This window comes from Paractinoplanes rishiriensis (assembly GCF_016862375.1).
GTDB lineage: Bacteria > Actinomycetota > Actinomycetes > Mycobacteriales > Micromonosporaceae > Actinoplanes > Actinoplanes rishiriensis.
On the sequence record NZ_BOMV01000013.1, the window covers coordinates 192,213 to 212,629 of the forward strand.

At 71.5% G+C, this 20,417-nt stretch carries 18 protein-coding genes and 1 tRNA gene; 10 read left to right on the top strand and 9 right to left on the bottom strand.

What is annotated here, in order from left to right:
* Positions 1-622: 622 nt before the first annotated feature.
* The 6 genes from Ari01nite_RS09905 to Ari01nite_RS09930 form a co-directional block, all read right to left on the bottom strand.
* Entirely contained in the window at positions 623-1,084 is a 462-nt protein-coding gene (locus tag Ari01nite_RS09905) for a group II truncated hemoglobin (protein WP_239162616.1), read from the bottom strand.
* Positions 1,085-1,098: 14 nt separating this feature from the next.
* Positions 1,099-1,896 carry an aminoglycoside phosphotransferase family protein gene (locus tag Ari01nite_RS09910; RefSeq protein WP_239162617.1) on the bottom strand — a complete coding sequence of 266 codons (798 nt, stop codon included), beginning with the start codon at positions 1,894-1,896 and terminating at the stop codon, positions 1,099-1,101.
* Positions 1,897-2,012: 116 nt separating this feature from the next.
* The gene (locus tag Ari01nite_RS09915; protein WP_203780831.1) at positions 2,013-3,137 is read right to left on the bottom strand and encodes a polysaccharide deacetylase family protein; all 1,125 of its coding nucleotides are present in this window, start codon (positions 3,135-3,137) and stop codon (positions 2,013-2,015) included.
* Complete coding sequence (locus tag Ari01nite_RS09920) at positions 3,134-4,588, bottom strand: polysaccharide deacetylase family protein (protein WP_203780832.1); 1,455 nt, start codon at positions 4,586-4,588, stop codon at positions 3,134-3,136. The genes Ari01nite_RS09915 and Ari01nite_RS09920 overlap by 4 nt, the downstream gene beginning before the upstream one ends.
* A gap of 166 nt (positions 4,589-4,754) precedes the next feature.
* Complete coding sequence (locus Ari01nite_RS09925) at positions 4,755-6,230, bottom strand: glycogen synthase (RefSeq protein ID WP_203780833.1); 1,476 nt, start codon at positions 6,228-6,230, stop codon at positions 4,755-4,757.
* A gap of 112 nt (positions 6,231-6,342) precedes the next feature.
* Positions 6,343-8,142, bottom strand: coding sequence for an ATP-binding protein (locus tag Ari01nite_RS09930; RefSeq protein ID WP_203780835.1), 1,800 nt, complete (start codon positions 8,140-8,142; stop codon positions 6,343-6,345).
* 132 nt (positions 8,143-8,274) lie between these two features.
* Here Ari01nite_RS09930 and Ari01nite_RS09935 point away from each other — a divergent pair, with 132 nt between their 5' ends.
* The 3 genes from Ari01nite_RS09935 (at position 8,275) to Ari01nite_RS50840 (ending at position 10,312) form a co-directional block, all read left to right on the top strand.
* Positions 8,275-8,442: a hypothetical protein gene (locus Ari01nite_RS09935; protein ID WP_203780836.1), complete on the top strand. Its 168-nt coding sequence runs from the start codon at positions 8,275-8,277 to the stop codon at positions 8,440-8,442.
* A 122-nt stretch (positions 8,443-8,564) separates the two neighbouring features.
* Positions 8,565-9,926, top strand: coding sequence for a toll/interleukin-1 receptor domain-containing protein (locus Ari01nite_RS09940; RefSeq protein WP_203780838.1), 1,362 nt, complete (start codon positions 8,565-8,567; stop codon positions 9,924-9,926).
* Positions 9,927-9,985: 59 nt separating this feature from the next.
* Entirely contained in the window at positions 9,986-10,312 is a 327-nt protein-coding gene (locus Ari01nite_RS50840) for a hypothetical protein (RefSeq protein ID WP_203780839.1), read from the top strand.
* Between the two features lie 34 nt (positions 10,313-10,346).
* Here the strand turns inward: Ari01nite_RS50840 and Ari01nite_RS09950 are convergent, their stop codons facing one another.
* The gene (locus Ari01nite_RS09950) at positions 10,347-10,859 is read right to left on the bottom strand and encodes a GNAT family N-acetyltransferase (RefSeq protein ID WP_203780840.1); all 513 of its coding nucleotides are present in this window, start codon (positions 10,857-10,859) and stop codon (positions 10,347-10,349) included.
* A gap of 70 nt (positions 10,860-10,929) precedes the next feature.
* Here Ari01nite_RS09950 and Ari01nite_RS09955 point away from each other — a divergent pair, with 70 nt between their 5' ends.
* Together Ari01nite_RS09955 and Ari01nite_RS09960 are read left to right on the top strand one after the other, a co-directional pair.
* Positions 10,930-11,289 carry a VOC family protein gene (locus tag Ari01nite_RS09955; RefSeq protein ID WP_203780841.1) on the top strand — a complete coding sequence of 120 codons (360 nt, stop codon included), beginning with the start codon at positions 10,930-10,932 and terminating at the stop codon, positions 11,287-11,289.
* Between the two features lie 39 nt (positions 11,290-11,328).
* Positions 11,329-13,692, top strand: a complete 2,364-nt coding sequence (locus Ari01nite_RS09960) for an ATP-binding cassette domain-containing protein (RefSeq protein ID WP_203780842.1) — start codon at positions 11,329-11,331, stop codon at positions 13,690-13,692.
* On the opposite strand, the gene selD is transcribed toward Ari01nite_RS09960, so the two are convergent.
* A complete protein-coding gene (gene selD, locus Ari01nite_RS09965; RefSeq protein WP_203780843.1) occupies positions 13,677-14,669 on the bottom strand; it encodes a selenide, water dikinase SelD in 993 nt (330 codons plus the stop codon). The genes Ari01nite_RS09960 and selD overlap by 16 nt on opposite strands.
* A gap of 38 nt (positions 14,670-14,707) precedes the next feature.
* On the opposite strand from selD, the gene Ari01nite_RS09970 reads away from it, so the two are divergent.
* Positions 14,708-14,803 (top strand) — tRNA-Sec (locus tag Ari01nite_RS09970).
* Between the two features lie 247 nt (positions 14,804-15,050).
* Here Ari01nite_RS09970 and Ari01nite_RS09975 read toward each other — a convergent pair.
* On the bottom strand, positions 15,051-15,446 hold the full coding sequence (locus tag Ari01nite_RS09975) for a hypothetical protein (protein WP_203780844.1): 396 nt from the start codon (positions 15,444-15,446) through the stop codon (positions 15,051-15,053).
* A 163-nt stretch (positions 15,447-15,609) separates the two neighbouring features.
* On the opposite strand from Ari01nite_RS09975, the gene selA reads away from it, so the two are divergent.
* The 4 genes from selA (at position 15,610) to Ari01nite_RS09995 (ending at position 20,353) form a co-directional block, all read left to right on the top strand.
* Positions 15,610-16,908, top strand: coding sequence for an L-seryl-tRNA(Sec) selenium transferase (selA, locus tag Ari01nite_RS09980; RefSeq protein ID WP_203780845.1), 1,299 nt, complete (start codon positions 15,610-15,612; stop codon positions 16,906-16,908).
* A gap of 2 nt (positions 16,909-16,910) precedes the next feature.
* Positions 16,911-18,704, top strand: a complete 1,794-nt coding sequence (gene selB / locus Ari01nite_RS09985) for a selenocysteine-specific translation elongation factor (protein ID WP_203780847.1) — start codon at positions 16,911-16,913, stop codon at positions 18,702-18,704.
* Between the two features lie 87 nt (positions 18,705-18,791).
* Positions 18,792-19,130, top strand: coding sequence for a YciI family protein (locus Ari01nite_RS09990; RefSeq protein ID WP_203780848.1), 339 nt, complete (start codon positions 18,792-18,794; stop codon positions 19,128-19,130).
* Positions 19,127-20,353, top strand: coding sequence for an RNA polymerase sigma factor (locus Ari01nite_RS09995; RefSeq protein ID WP_203780849.1), 1,227 nt, complete (start codon positions 19,127-19,129; stop codon positions 20,351-20,353). Before Ari01nite_RS09990 ends, Ari01nite_RS09995 begins: the two co-directional genes overlap by 4 nt.
* Positions 20,354-20,417: the final 64 nt, after the last annotated feature.

Here is a 20,417-nt window from a genome sequence, read left to right on the forward strand (position 1 = left end):
TCCGGCCGCCGGCCTCGTGAATCTGGTCGATCGTGACCTCCGCCAAGTGCGGCAACAGCCGCTCAAGATCGCACCGCGGTCAGCTACCACAGTCCATATAGGATGGGCGGAGACACGCCTGCGCCGACCACCACAAGATCATCGCCAGAACCGAATTACGTGAGCGCTGACATGCGCGTTGCACCGCACTCTCTCCCGCACGATCTGCGACGCGTTCGGTGGGGGTGGCTCGGCAAGCGCGAGTTGGCCGGGCTGAAGCTCCTAACACGATCTGTTGAATCGATGATGATCGGCGTCGCGAGGTGAAGATCAGGCTCGTTCGCTGAACGCGGCGAACCGGATCGACTGGTCGAGAGCGGCGATGGACGGCAGTCACATCGACGCGAAAAAGGGGGCGCTGGAACCGGGCCGTCGCCGGTCAACCGCGGTAACCCGGCTCCAAGCACCACCTGATCTGCGACGGCAACGGCACCCCGGTCTACGTCCTGACCAGCGGCGCGAACGTCCCCGACATCAGCCGTGCTCTCGATCTGCTCGACTGCTACCCACCGGTCCCCGGACGTCCCGGCCGGCCTCGGCGCCGCTTGATCAAATGGACCGCGTAGAGATCGTGTCAGGAGCTTCAAGGCTGCAGGCCGTCCCAGGACCAGCGGGGGATGGGCAGCCCGGCCGGGACGTCGTCCGCCGAGTGGTGGTAGCGGGACATCGTCGTGGTGGTTGCCCAGGCGAAGTAGTCGTGCAAGGCCCGGCGCAGCGGGTCCGTGGTGAAGCCGGCGTCGGTCAGGGCCTGGTCGAAGCACGCTATGGCGCGGCGGTCCATCTCCTCGTGTGGGCCGTTGCCGCTGTGCATGCGGACGACCTCGGTCTCGCCGCCGTAGGTTTCCGAGTACGTCGGGGGGCCGCCCAGGGCCTCGGCCCAGTACGCCGCCAGCCGCTCGGTGTGGTCGGGGTGGTAGCCGTGGCTGAAGGCGTGGCTCACCACCTCGTCGGCCAGGACCCGGCGGTGCCACGCGGCGGCCAGGCGCACCAGCCCCTCGGTGCCGCCGGCCGCCTCGTACACGGATTGCATGGGGACGGCTTGCATGGGGTCAGCATGCCTCACGGGCCGGTGATCCGGGCCAGGGTGCGCAGCGCCATCCGGCACATCACCGGGTTCGTGTGGCGGTAGTACCAGCCCGCGCCCATCGCCTGCTGGAACGCCCACGCCCGGCCGCGTTCCCACTCCAGGTCGTCGCAGTCCAGGTAGTCGCGCAGCTCCCGGCGCGGGCCCGTCTCCAGCAGGTGCCACGCTCCTACCAGGTCCAGGGCGCGGTCGGCGGGGCCCAGTCCGCCCACGTCCAGGACGCCGGTCAGCCGGCCGGCGGCGACCAGCACGTTGCCGGGGATGAGGTCGCCGTGCGTCATCGTGTCGGGGTAGTCGCCGCGGGGGAGTTCGCGCAGCTTCTGCCACAGGCGGCGGAGCGGATGCACGTCCAGCAGGTCGTGGCTGCGCTGGAAGCACGTCTCCAGCCACTCGTCATGGTCGGGCAGGTGGCCGCCGCGGCCCCCACCGCCGAACCGGCGTCCCCGGGTGTCGATGGTGCGTACCGCCTGAATGAACTCGGCCAGGTCGCGCGCGAAAAACGTGGACCGGCCGGGGTCCGCGGACGTGGCCACCTCGCCGGGCACCCAGGTCTGCACCGACCACGGCAGGGGATAGCCCGGGCCCGGCGCTCCGATCGCGACCGGCGCGGGCGTGGCGAAGCGGGTGCGGCCCAGCAGTTCCCGGGCGGCGTCCGCCTCCTTCTCGAGCCGGCCGGCGGTCGTCGGCTGTAACGGGAACCTCGCGGTCAAGCAATCCCCGATCCGGAAGATGGCATTGACCGTGCCCTGCGACCGCAGCCGCGTCACCGGCATGCCACTCCACTGCGGAAACTGCGAAGACACCAAATCCCGTACGGCCGGCAGCGGCACCCTGATCTCGTCGTCATGCATCCGCACAGACCGCAGCCTGCGCGGATGCGCGACCGTGGTCAACCCGTATACACGGCCCGTTCGGCGCGGTCGAGATCCTCGTGGCAGCGTGGCACCCACGCCTCGCCCCAATAGAGGTGGCAGCTGGTCTGCGCGCGCAGCAGCGGCCACAGTGAATCTTCCCGAGGGGCCGCATGCACCAGCGCGCTCACCCGGCCGACCCGGTCGAGGGCGTCGCGCTGGGCCTGCGAACCGGTCCACTGGGTGAATCCCGTCCCGTGGTGCCATCCCGTGTTCCAGGCGCCGGTGCGTACGGTCACCTCGCCGTGGGTCCCGTACGCGTCCAGATAGTCCTCGACGAACGCCGGCCGGATCCGGTCGGCGAAGCCGGTCATCAGGTCGTCGTGGAAGCCGGACCAGAAGTTCGCGCCCGCCGAGGTGTCCCGGAACCATCCGCCGTTGTCGCCGTCGGTCGCCGTGGTGAGCAGCGGGGGAGTGTCGCACCAGCGGGTCCGTTCCTGCACCTCGCGGGCGAACCAGCCGGCGTCCATCCCGGATTCCTGCGCGTCGGACAGCTCCCGGTCGCGGACCACCACCACGATCTCGTCGCCGCCGTAGCGGGCCACGTGCGGGCGGTACCGCAGCTGCTCCCAGCTCATCGGCGTGACCGGCTCGACGTGTTCGCTGTCGACCAGCACGTACCGGTAGCCGAACCGGCGCAACAGCGGGATGAGCTCCATGCTGAAGGCCATCTCGGGAGGCCAGAAACCCGCAAAGGTGGTACGCGCGAACAGGTGCTCGCCGATCCCGCGCCACCGGGCCAGTTGCTCGGCCCGGTCGGCCTCGGGGATCAGCGGCAGCACCGGGTGGTAGTAGCCGGTGCCGAGCGGCCGCACGATCCGGGTGTTCTGCAGGTACCAGAGCAGCGACCCGCAGTCCACGATCCCGTACACCCGTTCCTGGAACCCGGGCGAGGACAGTGTTTCCAGCAAAGTGCCAGACAGAGCAAGGTGTACGCGGGCGCGCTCCTCGTGCCGCCACAGCGCGCGCGGGATGCGGTCCAGGGCGTACAGGATCTCGGTTGCCTCCCAGGAATCCTGGTCGAGCAGTTCGTCCAGGTTGCCGGCCGGCTGGTGCAGGTTGAGGACGAGCGCGTGGTGGATCTCGTGCGGCACCCGGGTCACCGCACGCTCTCGGCGCGCTCGATGGCCCGGCGGGACAGCTCCTCGCCGTACTCGGTCCACACCCCCTGCCCCCAGTAGCGGAAGCAGCTGGTCTCGGCGGTGAGCAGGTGGAACAGGGCGTCCCGGTAACGCGGGTCCTCGGTGGACACCTTTTTCTTGAGCACCTTCTCGTGGAACAGCGAGCTGGCCCGCTCCATCGGGGCGAGCACGTTGTCGTACCCGCGCACCCAGGAGATGTTGTCGGTCCAGCTGCCGCCGTCGACGTGGAAGCGGTCGTCCTCGGCACGCAGCTTCTCGATCGCCGTGGCCAGCCGCTTCGGGCCCACGCCGGCCTTGACCTTCTGCCAGATCCGGTGCTGGTTGACCGGCTGGAGCACGGGCAGGTCGGACGGCTTGATGCCGCTGGCGAACAGCTGGTCCAGGTACTCGGTCGCGGTGACCATCGGGGTCCGGGTGCCGGAGCACTCCCGTACCACCTCATGGAATTTGCCCGGGAACTCGTTCATCATCACGCCGCCGTTCTCCCCGTCGGCGATCTGGGTGACCAGCGGCGGCACCCGGCGGCCGGCCAGCTCGACCGGCTGCAGCCCGCGGGCCTCGTAGTAGGGCTGCATCTGGGCGACCAGCTTGGTGTCGCTGCCCTGGGTCTTGATCACCGCGACGATCTCGGCGGTCTCGCCCTTGGAGTTGGTGCAGACCAGCCGGTGCGGCAGGTGCGGCGTGCGGACCGGCCCGCCGTCCGGGGTCTCGACCGTGTGCTCCTGCACCAGCACCCAGGTGAAGCCGCAGTCGACCAGGGTCCGCACGAACTCGTACGCGACATCGGGGTGGTTCGGCAGTGCCATCTCGGCCGGGCTGAAGCCGCGCACCCGGGCCAGTGCCTCGGTGCCGAACAGCGCCGCGAAGTGCTGCTGCCAGGCCCGCACGTGCAGCCGGAAGTCCTGCACCGGGGTGGACGGCGCGACGGCGTGCCCCCATGGGCAGCCCAGCCACTCGACCGCGTCGCGGCCCTCGCCCACGGTGATCCCGCGCAGCGCGTCGAGCACGTCGTCGGCGCCCATCCGGCGCAGCCCGTGCAGCAGCGTGCCGGAGTACTCGAGCATCACCCGCGGGCGCTTGCCCTCGCCGAGCAACTGCGGGATGAACTCGCCCATCCGCTTGTAGCACCACAGGAAGGTGGGCGCGTTGTGGTTGTCGCCGATGTCCTGGTGCCACATCATCCACTGCAGGTTGCTGATGATGTCCGCGGTGCGGGTGTCGTCGCCGCCCGCCGGGATCAGCGGCTGGTGCATGTGCAGCGCGATCGCGAACGCGCTGTCGATGCCGCCGAGATCGAGCGACGACGCGCGGTCGACCGGCGCGCCGGCCACCGCCTCCACCGTCTTGGCCACCAGCGACTCGGCGCCAGCGAGATTGAGCTGTCCGTCGACATATTCCGGAATCTGCGTCATCGGATCTCCTCCGTGGTAATCCGGTCCTTGAGGTCAGAACCCGCGAGGAAACGGAGGTTACGGCCATACCGCGTGCCGCCTCCGAATTCAGCGAATAGATCGCTAGCTTGTGTGACATGACCCCGATGGTGGTGAAACGAGGCCCGGCATCGCGGCGGGGAAGGTGTCAACACTTCTGCCTGATCAGTTCGTAGACATTGAGGTAGTGCCAGCCGGCGCCGGACCAGGAGTGGTCCTGCCGCATGCCGGTCGCCATCAGCTCCCGGAACTGGTCCGGGAAGTCGTGCCACAGGCCGATCGCCCGGCTCAGCGCGGACTCCAGGGCCGGTGCGTCGGGCTGGTGGAACATGTACCCGTTGCGCTCGTGCCACGGGCGGTCGGAGAAGTCCCGGTCGAAGATCGTGTCGCACAGGCCGCCGATCGCCCGGACCACCGGCACCGTGCCGTACTGGAGCGCGGTCAGCTGGGCCAGGCCGCACGGCTCGAACAGGCTGGGCATCACCAGGATGTCGGCGCCGGCGTAGACCAGGTGGGCCAGTTCGGGGCTGTAGCTGAGCTCCAGGTGGCAGTCCGGGTTGTCGTTCAGCTCGCCCTTGAGCCGGTGGAACCGCTCGTTGGTCTCCGGGTTGGTGGACGTGCCGAGCAGCACGAACTGGGCGCCGTTGCGGGACGCGTAGTGCGCGGCGTGCTGGATGAGGTCGATGCCCTTCTGCTCGTCCAGGCGGCCCACGTACGCCACGATGGGCTTGTACGCGTCGGCCAGCCAGAACCGGTCGCGGAGCACCTTCTTGTTGCCGTACTTGGCGTCCAGGTCGTCGGCCGAGTAGGTCTGCGGGAGCAGTGGGTCGATCTCCGGATTCCAGACGTCGTACGCGACCCCGTTGAGGATGCCGCCATACTTGCCGCAGTGCTGGTGCAGCGTCTCCTGGAGGCCGGCGCCCTGGTCGGTCCACTGCGCCTCCCACGCGTGCTGCGGCGAGACCGTGGTGACGAAGTTCGAGTAGACGATGCCGCCCTTGAGCAGGTTCAGCGCGCCCGGACGCTGGTCGTCGGCGAGCCGCTCGCGGGCCCAGAACCGCTCGGCCGGCTGCAGCCCGGTGGCGTGCAGCACCTCCTCGCCGCACAGTCCCTGGTGCCGGAAGTTGTGCACGGTCAGGCACACCCGCTGGTCCCACATGCCGCCCTGCTGGTACTGCTCGTAGAGCAGCACCGGGACGAGCGCGGTCTGCCAGTCGTGGCAGTGGATGATGTCGGGGCGCTTGCCGGCCTGGTGCATGAACTCCAGGGCGGCCTTGCAGAAGAACGCGAACCGCAGCGCGTCGTCGTCGTCGCCGTAGTAGCTGTTGCGTTCGAAGAAGCCGTCGGCCGAGTGCGGCTCGATGAAGTAGCACTTGCGGCCGTGCACGAAGCCGAACCACACCGTGCACCGGATCGCCCCGCCGTACCAGGGCACCCACAGGTCCCGGAACGACACCGACATCCCGTAGATCTGGTCGTCCCGCATGCAGCGATACCGCGGCAGGATGATCTCCACCGCGTTGCCGCGGATCTCCAGTTCCCGGCTCAGCCCGAAGACCACTTCCCCGAGTCCGCCGGCCTGCGCCACCGGGGCACACTCGGGAGCCACCATCACCACATACACGCGCTTACGCCCCGTCTGCTCGAGTCGCCGCCGGTTTTGGGCATGGCAAAGCTGGGTATGTGCACGGTGAGTTGCGTCACGATTACCGAGAGCTACCTGCCCGGAGCAAAGGTTAGTGGGTGTGCTCGGCCCGCACGAGCGATTCTCTGGTTCCGTTAATACCTGTGAAACCTTCGGCCGCCGTCGCGAGGGTGAACCAGAAGACAGTGCCGCCGCCCGGGTTGGCTTCCACGCCCACGCTGCCGCCGTGCCGTTCCACGATCCGCTGCACGATCGCCAGCCCCAGGCCGGTGCCCGGGAACTTCTCGCTGCCCTCGGCGCGGGTGAACGCGTTGAAGACCTCGGCCCGCTGCGCCTCCGGTACGCCGATGCCCCGGTCGGCCACCTCGATGCGGCTCATCCCGACGTCGGCCGCCGGGGCCGCGCTGATCCGGATCTCGGCGGCCCGCTCCGGCGGGGTGTACTTGATCGCGTTGCCGATCAGGTTGTCCAGGACCTGGCGTACCTGGGTGGGGTCGCCCTGCACGGCGGGCAGGGTGCCGCGGTCGACCCGGGTGGCCGCGGCCGCGCTGGCAGCACCGAGGCGCTCGGCCAGGATGCTGTCGACCATCTCGTCCAGGTCGATCCGGGTGATCCGCAGCGTGGTGTTGTCGGCGGTCGCGTACGCGAGCAGGTCGTCGATGAGCGCCTGCATCCGGGCCGCGCTGTTCTGCACCCGGGCGAGGTTGGCGCGCTGCTTCTCGGACAGGCCACCCTCGTCCGCCGCCGCGATCAGCCCGGCGAAGCCGATCACGGTGGCCAGCGGGCTGCGCAGGTCGTGCGCCACCACCCCGGCGAACCCGACCAGCTCCTCCTCGCGCCGCAGCAGCTGCTGCTCGACGGCCTCCCGGCGTTCGATGTCGAGGCGCAGCTCGGCGGTGGCCTGGTCGACCCGGCGCACGGCCCGGTCGCGCGAGGTCACCACGGTGGCGGTGAGCGTGGCGAGCAGGACCGTGATCAGCCCGCCGATCACCGCGGCGCCGCGGGCCAGCCACTCCTCGGTGGCGGGCAGCAGCCGGACGGTCGGCCGGATGGTGAGCACCCACTGCTTCGGCGGCAGGGTCAACTCGACGGTCCGGGCCGGCAGCCCGGAGTACGGCTTCGCGCCCGGCTGCCAGGTCGCGATCGTCACCGGCGGCCCGCGCGAGATGTCGGCGAGCTCGACGCTGACCTGGTTGCCGCCGATGATGCCGGGCGGCGCCCCGAGGAAGTCCCGGCCGTCGAACGTCATGGTGACCCAGCCTTCGAACCGCCCGGCGTCGTGCACCGCGGCGACCATCACGAAGGCCCGCTCGGCGGCACCGGCCGGCTGGTAGGTGGCGCTGGTGGTGATGCCACCCTCGATCCGGGCCCGGCGCAGCGCGTCGACGACCTCGGCCTGCGACACGCCGCCACCCACGGCCGCGGCGCCCGGCACCAGCGCGTGCCCGAGCACCGGGAAGTAGTGCTCGCCGCCCGCGCCCGGCGCCGGCCGCAGGGTCAGGCCGTCGCTGCCCCGGCGCCGCCATTCGGACTGCACCCGCTGCACGTCGCCGGGCGAGGCCGGCACGACGTACTCGACCTCGGTGGCCCCCGGCAGCCGCGCGTTGTTGATCGGCGAGGTGATCGCCGCGAACGTCTCCGCGGTCAGCTCCCGCTGCGCGCCCATCGACGCCGACAGGTCGGCCAGCGCCGTCCCGTACTGGATCAGCTCCGCGGTCACCACCTTCGTGATGACGTCCTGTTTATGCTCGAACGCGCGTTCCGTCCAGTTCCGCGCCGACACGTGCAACGCGAACGCTGACAGCCCCGTCCCGAGCACGCCGAGCAGAATGACCAGGCCAACGGCAAGCCCGGACCGGCGGCTCAGAATGCGGCCACGAGAGGTGCCCACATACCAGACGCTACGCCCCGAACCGCCGCGTAAGGTCCGTTTCCAAGACCTCCGCTTGGCATCGATACGTATAGGTCCGATGTTCAGCTTCCGGCCATCACCCATTGGCGGAGCCCCGGCACGCTGATCCCCATGTACGGGTGGCTGATCGGTGCCCTGGCCGTGGCGTGGGGCGTCCTGGTGGCCGTCCTCGACCGCCCCGGGATCCTCACCGGCCGCCGCGCCGATCGCCTGTGCACCGCCCTGCTGATCGCGAGTGGCGCCGCTACGCTGGCCGGCGCGCTGGGGCGCCTCTGGTAGTCACCGCCCGAAGGCGTGATCAGCGCGGCCGGGAGCAGGATGCGGCCGCACCCGCAGCATGGCACGCCGGCACCGCCCGACGGCCGATAGTGCGCACTGTTCACTGTGGATAGCCTGCCCGCGTGAGCGGATACGTCTTCGTCAGCTACAGCAGCGCCGACCGGCCATATGTCGAACGGCTGGCCCGGCACCTGATCGGCGCGGGCGTGCCCACCTGGTACGACCACCAGCTCGCCACCGGCGACCGCTGGCAGCACGTTCTGCAGAACCGGATCCGCTCCTGCACCGCGGTGATCGTCGTGATGACCCCCGAGGCGGACGAGTCGGTGTGGATCGAGCGGGAGCTCAACCTGGCCGAGCAGCTCGGCAAGCCCGTCTTTCCGCTGCTGTTGCGCGGGCGCCCGATGTTCCGCCTGAACAATCTGCACTTCGAGAACGTGACCGACGGCAGCCTGCCCGAGGGCCGCCTGATCTCCACCCTGCTGGCCGTCGTCGACGAGCCCGCCTCGCCCGCGGCGGCAGGTGGGCTGACCTTCACCGCGGTCGACCGTGGCAGGTCCGAGCTGACCCGGCTGGACTCGATCCGGGGAGCCGCGTTCGCGCCGGACCGCCCGGAGCTGGCCGTGGCGAACTCCCGTTTCGGGCTGCTGCTCTGGACCGGCAAGGACTGGGCGACCCCCACCCGCCTGCACTACAACGAGCCGGACCGTCAGTCCGGCGGCATCTATCCACCCGAGCAGGCCACCGCTGTCGCCTACAGCGAAGCCGGTCGCTGGCTGGCGTTCGCCTCGACGAAGCAGTCGGACCGGAACACCGCGGCCAAGGCGACGGTCTGGGACGCACGCCGCACGCGGCCCGTGCGCAACATCGAGTTCGACGGCGCCGCCACCTCGGTGGCCGTGACCGAACAGGGCGACCGCGTGATCCTCGCCGGCATCGGCGAGGACGGCCACGGCCGGGCCGACGTGGTGTCGATCGCCACCGGCGCCCGCCAGGCGACGGTCCGCCACGGCCCGCACGTCGCGCACGTCGAATCCGTCCCCGGCCGGTCTCATTTCCTCACCCTGGCCGACGACGGCACCGCCGCCCTCTGGCGCACCGAAACCGGCAGACGCGCCGCCACCTTCGACCAGTCCCCGCTGCGTGGCGTGGCCGCCGACCCCGCCGGCAACTGGCTCGTTACCGGCGACGCCCAGGGCCGGTGCACAGTCCGAACCATCGACACCAACACCCAGCAGGCAACCTTCTCGCACGGCAGCCCGATCACCAGCGTCACTGCGCCCGCCGCCCCCACCGCCAAAGACTGGATCATCACCACCGGAGGCCACCGGGCCGCGATCTGGCAGGCCGCCACCGGCGCGCTGCTGGCCGACCTGCCACTACCGCAGCCGGCAGACGCCGCCACCCTGAGCCCCGACGGCACCCTCCTCGTCATACGCGCCGCCGACGAACTCCGCTTCTGGCACATATCGGTGTCCGCCTAAACCAGCTTTGTCGCTTTCGGGGACAGCAAACGGTCATGCAGGTCAATATTCTGAGCCCCATGCGACCGATCTCCAGAATCACCGCAGCCGCAGCCGCAGCCGCAGCCGCAGCCGCAGCCGCAGCCGCCGCCACCGCCGTAGCCGCCACGGTGGCACTGACCGCCACCCCCGCCCGGGCCGCCGCCGACCCCGCGGTCACCGGCTGCTCCTTCACCCCGCTCTACGCCACCTACGCGGAGGGTCAACTGGCCGACGTGAAGTACTACTACCCCCGCAACACCACCTTGTCGGTGACGGCAGGCGACGGCGAAGCCTGGCAGGTGACGGTGACCCGCAACGGCGACCAGGGCTGGATGTCAGCCGACTGCGTGCGTTTCCTGGCCTGACGAATCGCCCGGCCAGCCGGCCGGAAGCCTGGAGTCACGCGCCCCGGCGCAGCACGTGGTGGACGATGCCCTCGAAGTCCGGCACGGTCGAGTCGGGCAGCAAGCCGGCCGCCACCGCGCAGCGGGTGCTCGCCACGTTTTCCGGCTCGATGCCGGCGGCGAACAGCACCACGTCGGACACCTCGGGGTGGTCGACCACGGCGCGCAGGGTGGCGGTGCCGATGCCCTGGCGCCAGCGCAGCGGGTCGACCACGTAGGCCAGGCCCAGCGCCGGTCCGGGTTCCGCCGGGTCGCCGGGCGCGCACCACCGGTCGTACACCTCCCCGCCGACCTGAGCCACGACGGTGCCGGCGGCGTCCCGCGCCACCCAGGAATGCGTGCGCAGCACGCGCATGCCGCGGAACATCTCGCCGATGCCCTCGCCGGCCAGCTGGAACTGGCGCACCGGCCACTCCGGCCCGCCCAGCCACCGCTGCACCTCGGGATGCCGGAACCACACCTGCACATCGGGGAGGGCGTCTTCGGTGAACGGGGCCAGCGCGACCATGACGGAAGTCTGCCGAACCGATCAGGAAACGAGAAGCCCGCCTCGGTGTGGCTCACGTAGCGTGACCGCCATGGACGCCACCACCCCCACCGAGGGCATCAGGACCGTGGTTCACCCCGTCAGCGACCTGGCCGCCGCGAAGGCGATGTACGCCGCGCTGCTCGGCATGGAACCGACCACCGACTCCCCGTATTACGTCGGCTTCGAGGCCGCCGGCCAGCAGATCGGCCTGGCGCCGGTGAGTAAGCCGGAGGAGCTGACCGGGCCGGTCAGCTACTGGCACGTCGCCGACATCGACGCCAAGCTGGCCGAGGTGACCGCGGCCGGCGGCAGCGTGAAGGACGCACCCAAGCACGTCGGCAACGGGCGGCGGGTGGCCACCTTCACCGACCCGTCCGGAAACGTTCTGGGCCTCCTCCAGGACGCCTAGGACCTTAAGATCGAACACCTGCCGAGGGATGGAGTAAGGATGGCGCGCGCGCAGCACGTTGCCGACAGTCACGACCTGATCCGTGTGCACGGCGCGCGGGTGAACAACCTCAAGGACGTCAGCATCGAGATTCCGAAGCGGCGGCTCACGGTGTTCACCGGGGTGTCCGGGTCGGGCAAGAGCTCGCTGGTGTTCGACACGATCGCGGCCGAGTCGCAGCGCATGATCAATGAGACGTACAGCGCCTTCATCCAGGGTTTCATGCCGACGCTGGCCCGGCCCGAGGTGGACGTGCTGGACGGTCTCACCACCGCGATCATCGTGGACCAGCAGCGGATGGGCTCGGACCCGCGGTCCACGGTGGGCACGGCGACCGACGCGAACGCGATGCTGCGCATCCTCTTCTCCCGGCTCGGCCGGCCGCACATCGGTTCGCCCCAGGCGTACTCCTTCAACGTCGCCTCGATCTCCGGAGCCGGCGCGGTCACCCTCAACAAGGGCGGGGTGACCAGCAAGGAGCGGCGCAGCTTCAGCATCACCGGCGGTATGTGCCCGCGCTGCGAGGGCCGCGGCTCGGTGACCGACTTCGACCTGACCGAGTTGTACGACGCGAGCAAGTCGCTCAACGAGGGCGCGATCCGGGTGCCCGGGGTCACCATGGAGGGCTGGTACGGCCGGATCTTCCGCGGCTGCGGCTTCTTCGACCCGGACAAGCCGATCAGCAAGTTCACCAAGAAGGAGATGCACGACCTCCTCTACAAGGACGCCGTCAAAATCAAGATCGAGGGCATCAACCTGACCTACATGGGTCTGATCCCGCAGATCCAGAAGTCGATGCTGGCCAAGGACGTCGAGGCCATGCAGCCGCACATCCGCGCCTTCGTGGAGCGGGTGATCACGTTCACCGCCTGCCCCGAGTGCGGCGGCACCCGGCTCAGCGAGGCGGCCCGCAGCTCCAAGATCAAAGGCATCAGCATCGCGGACGCGTGCAGCATGCAGATCAGCGACCTGGCCGACTGGGTCAACGACCTCGACGAGCCCTCGGTCGCCCCGCTGCTCGGCTCGTTGCGGCGCACGCTGAACTCGTTCGTGGAAATTGGTCTTGGTTATCTGAGCCTGGAGCGCCCGTCCGGCACGCTGTCCGGCGGCGAGGCCCAGCGCACCAAGATGATCCGGCACCTGGGCTCCTCGCTGACGGATGTGACGTACGTGTTCGACGAGCCGTCCATCGGCCTGCACCCGCACGACATCCAGCGGATGAACGAACTGCTGGTCCAGTTGCGCGACAAGGGCAACACGGTGCTGGTGGTCGAGCACAAGCCCGAGATGATCGCGATCGCCGACCACGTGGTCGACCTGGGCCCGCGGGCCGGCACCGAGGGCGGCCAGGTCATGTACGAGGGCACGCTGGCCGGCCTGCGCAAGAGCGACACCCTGACCGGCCGGCACCTGGACGACCGCGCGAAGCTCAAGGAGTCGGTGCGTACGCCCGCCGGAAAGCTCGAGGTGCGCGGCGCGAGCACGCACAACCTGCAGGACGTCGACGTGGACATCCCGCTGGGCGTGCTGGTGGTGATCACCGGCGTGGCGGGCTCCGGCAAGAGCAGCCTGATCCACGGCTCGGTGGCCAGGCGGGACGGCGTGGTGGCCATCGACCAGACCCCGATCCGCGGCTCCCGGCGCAGCAACCCGGCCACGTACACCGGCCTGCTGGATCCGATCCGCAAGGCGTTCGCCAAGGCCACCGGCGCCAAGCCCGCGCTGTTCAGCGCGAACTCGGAAGGTGCCTGCCCGAACTGCAACGGCGCCGGCGTGATCTACACGGACCTTGGCGTGATGGCCGGCGTCTCCACGGTCTGCGAGGTGTGCGAGGGCCAGCGCTTCCAGGCCGAGGTGCTCGAATACCGGTTCGGCGGCAAGAACATCAGCGAGGTCCTGGCGATGTCGGTGACCGAGGCGGAGGAGTTCTTCGGCGACGGCGAGGCAAAGAACCCGGCAGCCCACAAGATCCTGGAACGCCTGGCCGACGTCGGGCTCGGCTACGTGAGCCTGGGCCAGCCGCTGACCACCCTGTCGGGCGGCGAGCGCCAGCGCCTGAAGCTGGCGACGCAGATGGGCGAACGAGGCGGCATCTACGTCCTGGACGAGCCGACGACGGGCCTGCACCTGGCCGACGTGGAGCAGTTGCTGGGCCTGCTCGACCGCCTGGTGGACACCGGCAAGTCGGTCCTGGTCATCGAACACCACCAGGCCGTGATGGCCCACGCCGACTGGATCATCGACCTGGGCCCGGGCGCCGGGCACGACGGCGGCAAGGTGGTCTTCGAGGGCACTCCCGCCGATCTGGTGGCCACCCGAGCCACCCTGACCGGCGAACACCTGGCCGACTACGTCGGCGCCTGACCGATCTCGATGCTGACCCCGGCCCGCGCCGGGGTCAGCTCGCCGATCACCGGGAAACCCGGCACCTCGCCGGCCACCAGCAGCCCGCCCGAGGTCTGCGCGTCGGCCAGCAGCAGCAACTCGTCCTCCTTGACGTCGCCGGCCGCCAGGTGCGGCCGCACCCAGTCCAGGTTGCGCCGGGTGCCGCCGCTCACGTATCCCGCGGCCAGCGCCTCCCGCGCCCCCGGCAGATAGGGCACCGCGCCCGGATCGATGCGGGCCGTAACGCCGCTGGCCCGCGCCAGCTTGTGCAGATGGCCGAGCAACCCGAACCCGGTCACATCGGTCGCGCAGACCGCGCCGGCGGCGAGTGCGGCCGCGGCGGCGTCGCGATTCAGGGTGATCATCGCGGCCACCGCGGCCGGGGAGACCTCGCCGGTGGCCTTGTGCCGGCTGTTCAGCACGCCGATGCCGAGGGGCTTGGTCAGGGTCAGCGGTACGCCGGCCACGCCGCGGTCGTTGCGCAGCAGCCGGGCCGGGTCGGCCACGCCGGTCACCGCCATGCCGTACTTGGGTTCCGGATCGTCGACGCTGTGGCCGCCGGCCACCGGGCAGCCGGCCTCGCGGGCCACGTCGAGGCCACCGCGCAGCACCTCGGCGGCCATCTCCATCGGCAGCCGGTCGCGCGGCCAGCACAGCAGGTTGACCGCGACCACCGGGGTGCCGCCCATCGCGTACACGTCGGAGAGCGCGTTGGCCGCCGCGATCCGCCCCCAGTCGTACGGGTCGTCGACCACCGGCGTGAAGAAGTCGGCCGTGGCCACCACCGCGGTCCCGTTCGCGATCCGCACCACGGCCGCGTCGTCGCCGTCGTCCAGCCCCACCAGCAGGCTGTCCGGCGCGCTGTCACCGAACAGCCCGGCCACCACCGCCTCCAGCTCGCCGGGCGGAATCTTGCAGGCGCACCCGCCACCGTGCGCGTATTCAGTGAGCCTCACCCGGCAAGTGTTCCACCGCGGCGTCTAGGGTGGTCGGCGGAGGTGTTCAGGCGGCTGGTGCCCCTCGCAGTCTTCAAAACTGTTGCGGCCCGGCATCCGGGCCGGGCGGGTTCGATTCCCGTCCGCCTCCGCCACCTCGGGAGGAACCCGGGCCGAGCTGCGAAGATGCGACTCAGCCCGGATTCCTTTGCCTGCTCGCTCTGGTCCCACTCGTTCTCAGCGGGACCCGTTCTGGCCCACTGGTTACGGCAAATGTGTAGCCGTCCGCCCGTGCCTCGTTTCTCCGCTTTCTACCGTGGTTCAGCGCTTGGTGCGTGAGCGCGTCGAGGCCCGCAGGCAGAGACGCCTATCGTGGTGGTATCGGGTCTGAAATGAGCTAGCTCAGCTCACCTGGGTCGTGATCTGACCGTCCGTCATCGTTGCCGTGCAGGTGTACTTGGTGGTTTCGGTGTTGTAGTAGACCGTGTTCCGGAGGGTCCACTCGGCGTCGCCGGCAACCACGACCGCAGAGTCGGTCACCTGGGAGCTCCAGATGTTCACGTCCTCGAGCGCGGTGTGATAGACGGTGCCGGGCTCCTCGCGGGCGTACCGGGCCTTGATCTCCTGGTCTCCCCGCTCCCACGAGGACCGGATGGCCGCGCGGCACGCTTCCTCGGCGTCGGCGGTCGGCGGCGGGCTGGCTGCGCTGGTTCCGGCGGAGGCGCCGGCCAGCACGAACCCGAGGATGGCGATGAGGCAGACCCCGACGACGGCGACAACGATGACGATCGGGCTCATCGGCGGCCGCGAGGAGGGGGCCCGGTGCCGTGGCCTAGATTGTGCTGAAGAGTCATACATCAGCTGTGTCACGGACGCTCCAAGGTCTTCGCGCTGGTCGGGGCCTCGGTTGCCAATATCGGCCGCCGCGGCGGTTCCTTGAGAGCGCCAGAGGGAGTTGGCGATGGCCACCGACGATCCGCGGCGGCGGGTGCCGCGTACCGATGCGGTCCTGGCCGACCCCCGCCTGGCGGATGCCGCCGGACGGCTCGGACCGGCCGTCGTGAAGGCGGCCGTCACCGCCGCTCAAGCCCGCGCCCGCGCCGGTGAGCTCGAGCCCGCGCGGGTGGCCGACGCGGCCGTGGCCGCGCTGCCGGAGACCGCGGGCGGGCTGCGGCCGGTGCTGAACGCCACCGGCGTGGTGCTGCACACCAACCTGGGCCGGGCCGCGCTGTCGGATGCCGCTCGGCTGGCGGTGGCCGCCGCGGCGGGGCACACCGACGTGGAACTCGACCTGCACACCGGCCGCCGGGCGCGGCGCGGGCGGACCGCGCTGGCCGCCCTCCAGGACGCGGTGCCCGAGGCCGGTGACGTGCACGTGGTCAACAACGGTGCGGCCGCGCTGGTGCTGGCCGCCACCGCGCTGGCCGGCGGGCAGGAGATCGTGGTCAGCCGGGGCGAGATGGTGGAGATCGGGGACGGGTTCCGGCTGCCCGATCTGCTCGAGTCGACCGGTGCGCGGCTGCGCGAGGTCGGCACCACCAACCGCACCGCCCTCGCCGACTATCAGCGCGCCCTCGGGCCGGAGACCGGTTTCCTGCTCAAGGTGCACCCGTCCAACTTCGTGATCACCGGGTTCACCAGCGCCGCGCCGATCGAGGAACTGGCCACTCTCGGGCATCCGGTGGTCGCCGACATCGGGTCCGGTCTGCTGCGGCCCGATCCGCTGCTCCCGGACGAACCGGACGCCGCGTCCACCCTGCGCGCCGGGGCCGACCTGGTCATCGCGAGCGGCGACAAGTTGCTCGGCGGGCCGCAGGCGGGTCTGTTGTTCGGCAGCGCCGACCTGATCGCCCGCCTGCGCCGGCATCCCCTCGCCCGCGCGCTGCGGGTCGACAAGCTCACCCTGGCCGCGCTCCAGGCCACCGTCACCGGGCCCGAGACGCCGACCTGGCAGGCCCTGCGCCTCGATCCGGCGGTGCTCCGCGAGCGCACCGCGGGCGCCTGCGAGCGTCTGGTCACGGCGGGCGTGCCGGTCACGCTGGTCGAGTCGGAGGCCGTCGTTGGTGGCGGTGGCGCGCCCGAGGTCCGGCTTCCGTCGTGGTCACTCTCCCTTCCTGAGCCGTACGCGGAACCGCTGCGCACCGGAGCACCCGCGGTGCTGGGACGGGTTGACCGCGGCCGCCTGTTGCTGGACCTGCGGTGCGTTCCGCCCGCTGCGGACGACGACCTGATCGCCGCGATCCGCGCCGTGGCGGCCTGACCGTGCACGTCATCGCCACCGCGGGCCACGTCGACCACGGCAAGTCCACGCTGGTGCGGGCGCTGACCGGGATGGAGCCGGACCGCTGGGCCGAGGAACGCCGCCGCGGCATGACGATCGACCTGGGCTTCGCCTGGACCACCCTGCCCTCGGCGGCCACCGTGGCCTTCGTGGACGTTCCCGGCCACGAGCGCTTCGTGCCGAACATGCTGGCCGGCGTCGGCCCGGTCCCCGCCGCGATGCTGGTGGTGGCCGCCGACGAGGGCTGGAAGCCGCAGTCCACCGAGCACCTGGCCGCCCTCACCGCCCTGGACGTCCGGCACGGCCTGCTGGTGGTCACCCGCAGCGACCTGGCCGGCCCGGCCGCCGCCACCGCCGAGGCCAGCGCCGAACTTTCCGGCACCCCGCTGGCCGATGTGGAGGCGGTTGCGGTCAGCGGCACCACCGGCGCCGGCCTCGACGAGCTGCGCGCCGCCCTGGACCGCCTGGTGGCCCGGCTCCCGGCGGCGGACCCGGCGGCGCCGGTGCGCCTGTGGATCGACCGCGCCTTCTCCATCACCGGCGCCGGCACGGTGGTCACCGGCACGCTGGGTGCCGGCCGCCTGCGGGTGGGCGACGAACTGGCCCTGGACGCAGCGGCCGGGCGCGGAGGCGCCAGCGGGCGGGGAGGCGCCGCCGGGCTGGGCGCCGGGCCGCTCGTGCGGATCCGCGGGCTCCAGGCGCTCGGCGAACCCGCCGGCGAGATCACCGCCGTCGCCCGGGTCGCGGTCAACCTGCGCGGCGTCCCCCGGGACCGGATCACCCGCGGCGCCGCCCTGCTCACCCCCGGCCGGTTCCGCACCACCGACCTGATCGACGTCCGGATCACCGGCGACCCCGCCACCGGCCTGCCCGCCACCCTGACCCTGCACGCGGGTTCCGCGTCCGTCCCGGTCCGGGTCCGCCCGCTGGGCGCCGACACCTGCCGGCTGCGTCTCGCCCGTCCGCTGCCGCTGCGGGTCGGCGACCGGGCGCTGCTGCGCGACCCGGGCCGCCACCACGTCGCCGGCGGCGTCACCGTGCTGGACGTCGTCCCGCCCGGCCTGTCCCGCCGCGGTGCCGCCCGGGCCCGGGCCGCCACCCTCGCCGCCATGGACGGCCGCCCCGACCCGGCCGGCGAGTTGCGCCGCCGGCTGCTGGTGACCGGCGCCGACCTGGCCGCGATGGGCGTGCCACCGGCGGGCCGGCCGGTGACCGGTGACTGGTACGCCGATCGCGCCCACTGGGAACACCTGGCCGCCCGCCTGGCCGGCGAGGTCACCGCCTACCGCGACCAGCATCCGCTGGAGCCCGGCGCCCCGGTGGAGGCGCTGCGCCACCGCCTCGGCCTGCCCGACCGCGCCCTGGTCGAGGCCCTGGTCCGGCCACCGCTGACCAGCGCCGCGGGCCGCATCTCGGCCGGCCCGCCCGGCATACCGGCCGAGCTGGCCGACCTGGTCGGGCGGGCCTTCGACGGGCTCGGCGAGTTCGCCGCCCCGGAGGCCCACGACCTGGCCGCTCTGGGCCTGGCCGAGCGCCAGTTGGCCGCCGCGGTCCGGGCCGGCCTGCTGTTCCGCCTCGCGCCGCAGGTTTTCCTGCGCCCCGGCACACCCGGACGCGCCGTACCCCGGCTGGCCGCCCTGCCGCAGCCGTTCACCCTCAGCGAGGCCCGCCGGGCCCTGGACACCACCCGCCGGGTGGCGGTGCCGCTGCTGGAACTCCTCGACCGCGAGGGCCTGACCAGCCGCGACGCCGACGACCGCCGCACGGTCGGATAAATTTCGGCGGACCGTGTCGGATCGCCGCCGCGGCGCTCGTAGCAGGGGTGACAGGCAGCCAAGCAACCTGACAAGGAGACGATCCCGATGGCGCACTACCTGATTTCCGTGCTCGCCGACAGCAGCACGCACTCCGGCACCCCCGAGGAGATGGCCGCGATCGACGTCTTCAACGACCAGCTCCGGGCCGACGGCCACTGGGTGTTCGCCGGCGGGCTGGCCGGCACGGACGCGGCCACCGTGATCGACGCCCGGGACGGCGCTCCGGTGTTCACCGACGGCCCCTATGTCGAGTCGAAGGAGTTTCTGGCCGGCTTCTGGGTCATCGAGGCCGATCACCTCGACCTGGCGCTGCGGCTCGCCGCGCAGGGGTCGAAGAGCTGCAACCGGCGGGTCGAGCTCCGCCCGTTCCTGGGCATCGCGTGACCGACGCCGCCGAGGTCGTCGCCCGGGTCCACCGCGAGGAGTGGGCCCGGGTGGTGGCCGCCCTGGCCCGCCGGTTCGGTGACCTGGACATCGCCGAGGAGATGGCGGCCGAGGCGTTCGCCACCGCGGTCGAGCGCTGGCCCGCCGACGGCGTACCGCCAAATCCCGGCGCCTGGCTCACCACCACGGCCCACCGCAAGGCCATCGACCGGCTCCGCCGGGAGGTCCGGCGCGAGGAGAAACACCGGGAGGCGCTGATGCTGTCCGACACCCCGGAGCCGCTCGGCGCCATCGACGACGACCGCCTCCGGCTCGTCTTCACCTGCTGTCACCCCGCGCTCGCCATGGAGGCCCGGATCGCGCTGACCCTGCGCATGGTCGGCGGCCTCACCGTGCCCGAGATCGCCCGTGCCTTCCTGGTCCAGGAGAGCGCGATGGGTCAGCGGATCACCCGGGCCAAATCCAAGATCAAAGACGCCAGGATTCCGTACGGCGTGCCGTACCGCGAGGACATCCCGGCCCGGGTGACCGGGGTGCTGACCGTCCTCTACCTGATCTTCAACGAGGGTTACCTGAGCTCGAACCCGGGCGCCGAGGCGATCCGCAGCGACCTGACCACCGAGGCGATCCGGCTGACCCGCCTGGTGCACGCCCTGCTGCCGGCCGACGGCGAGGTGACCGGGCTGCTGGCCCTGATGCTGCTGACCGAGGCCCGCCGCACGGCCCGGGTGTCGGCCGCCGGCGAGCTGGTGGTGCTGGCCGAGCAGGATCGCGGCGCCTGGGACCGCGCCCTGATCGCCGAGGGCCACGCCCTGGTCCGGTCCCGGCTGGCCACCGGCGAGGCGCCGGGCCGCTACCAGCTCCTGGCCGCCATCAACGCCGTGCACACCGACGCCCCGGACGTGCGGGACACCGCCTGGTCGCAGGTGGTCGCCCTCTACGACCAGCTGCTGCGCCTGGACCCGTCGCCCATCGTGCGGCTGAACCGGGCGGTCGCGATCGCCGAGCTGGACGGCCCCGAGGTGGCCCTGGCCCAGGTCGACGCCCTGCCGCTGGACGACTACCACCCCTACCACGCCACCCGTGCCGACCTGCTCCGCCGGCTGGGCCGCAGCGAGGAGTCCCGGCAGGCCTACGACCGGGCCATCGCGCTGACCGCCAACACCGCCGAGACCGCGTACCTGCTCCGCCGCCGGGATCAGCTGGCCGCCCGCTCGAGCTAGGGCCAGTCCTGCCGGTCACGAGGGGCCGCGGCGTCCGGTGAGGCGGTATTTATCGGACCCGGCG

Bases quoted from the DNA above. Each gene is read 5' to 3' on its own strand.
- Ari01nite_RS09920 (WP_203780832.1), bottom strand. From the start codon at position 4,588: ATGACGCAGATTCCGGAATATGTCGACGGACAGCTCAATCTCGCTGGC.
- Ari01nite_RS09910 (WP_239162617.1), bottom strand. From the start codon at position 1,896: ATGCCGGTGACGCGGCTGCGGTCGCAGGGCACGGTCAATGCCATCTTC.
- Ari01nite_RS09905 (WP_239162616.1), bottom strand. From the start codon at position 1,084: ATGCAAGCCGTCCCCATGCAATCCGTGTACGAGGCGGCCGGCGGCACC.
- Ari01nite_RS09955 (WP_203780841.1), top strand. From the start codon at position 10,930: ATGGACGCCACCACCCCCACCGAGGGCATCAGGACCGTGGTTCACCCC.
- selA (WP_203780845.1), top strand. From the start codon at position 15,610: ATGGCCACCGACGATCCGCGGCGGCGGGTGCCGCGTACCGATGCGGTC.
- Ari01nite_RS09950 (WP_203780840.1), bottom strand. From the start codon at position 10,859: ATGGTCGCGCTGGCCCCGTTCACCGAAGACGCCCTCCCCGATGTGCAG.
- Ari01nite_RS09960 (WP_203780842.1), top strand. From the start codon at position 11,329: ATGGCGCGCGCGCAGCACGTTGCCGACAGTCACGACCTGATCCGTGTG.
- Ari01nite_RS09935 (WP_203780836.1), top strand. From the start codon at position 8,275: ATGTACGGGTGGCTGATCGGTGCCCTGGCCGTGGCGTGGGGCGTCCTG.
- Ari01nite_RS50840 (WP_203780839.1), top strand. From the start codon at position 9,986: ATGCGACCGATCTCCAGAATCACCGCAGCCGCAGCCGCAGCCGCAGCC.
- Ari01nite_RS09990 (WP_203780848.1), top strand. From the start codon at position 18,792: ATGGCGCACTACCTGATTTCCGTGCTCGCCGACAGCAGCACGCACTCC.
- Ari01nite_RS09975 (WP_203780844.1), bottom strand. From the start codon at position 15,446: ATGAGCCCGATCGTCATCGTTGTCGCCGTCGTCGGGGTCTGCCTCATC.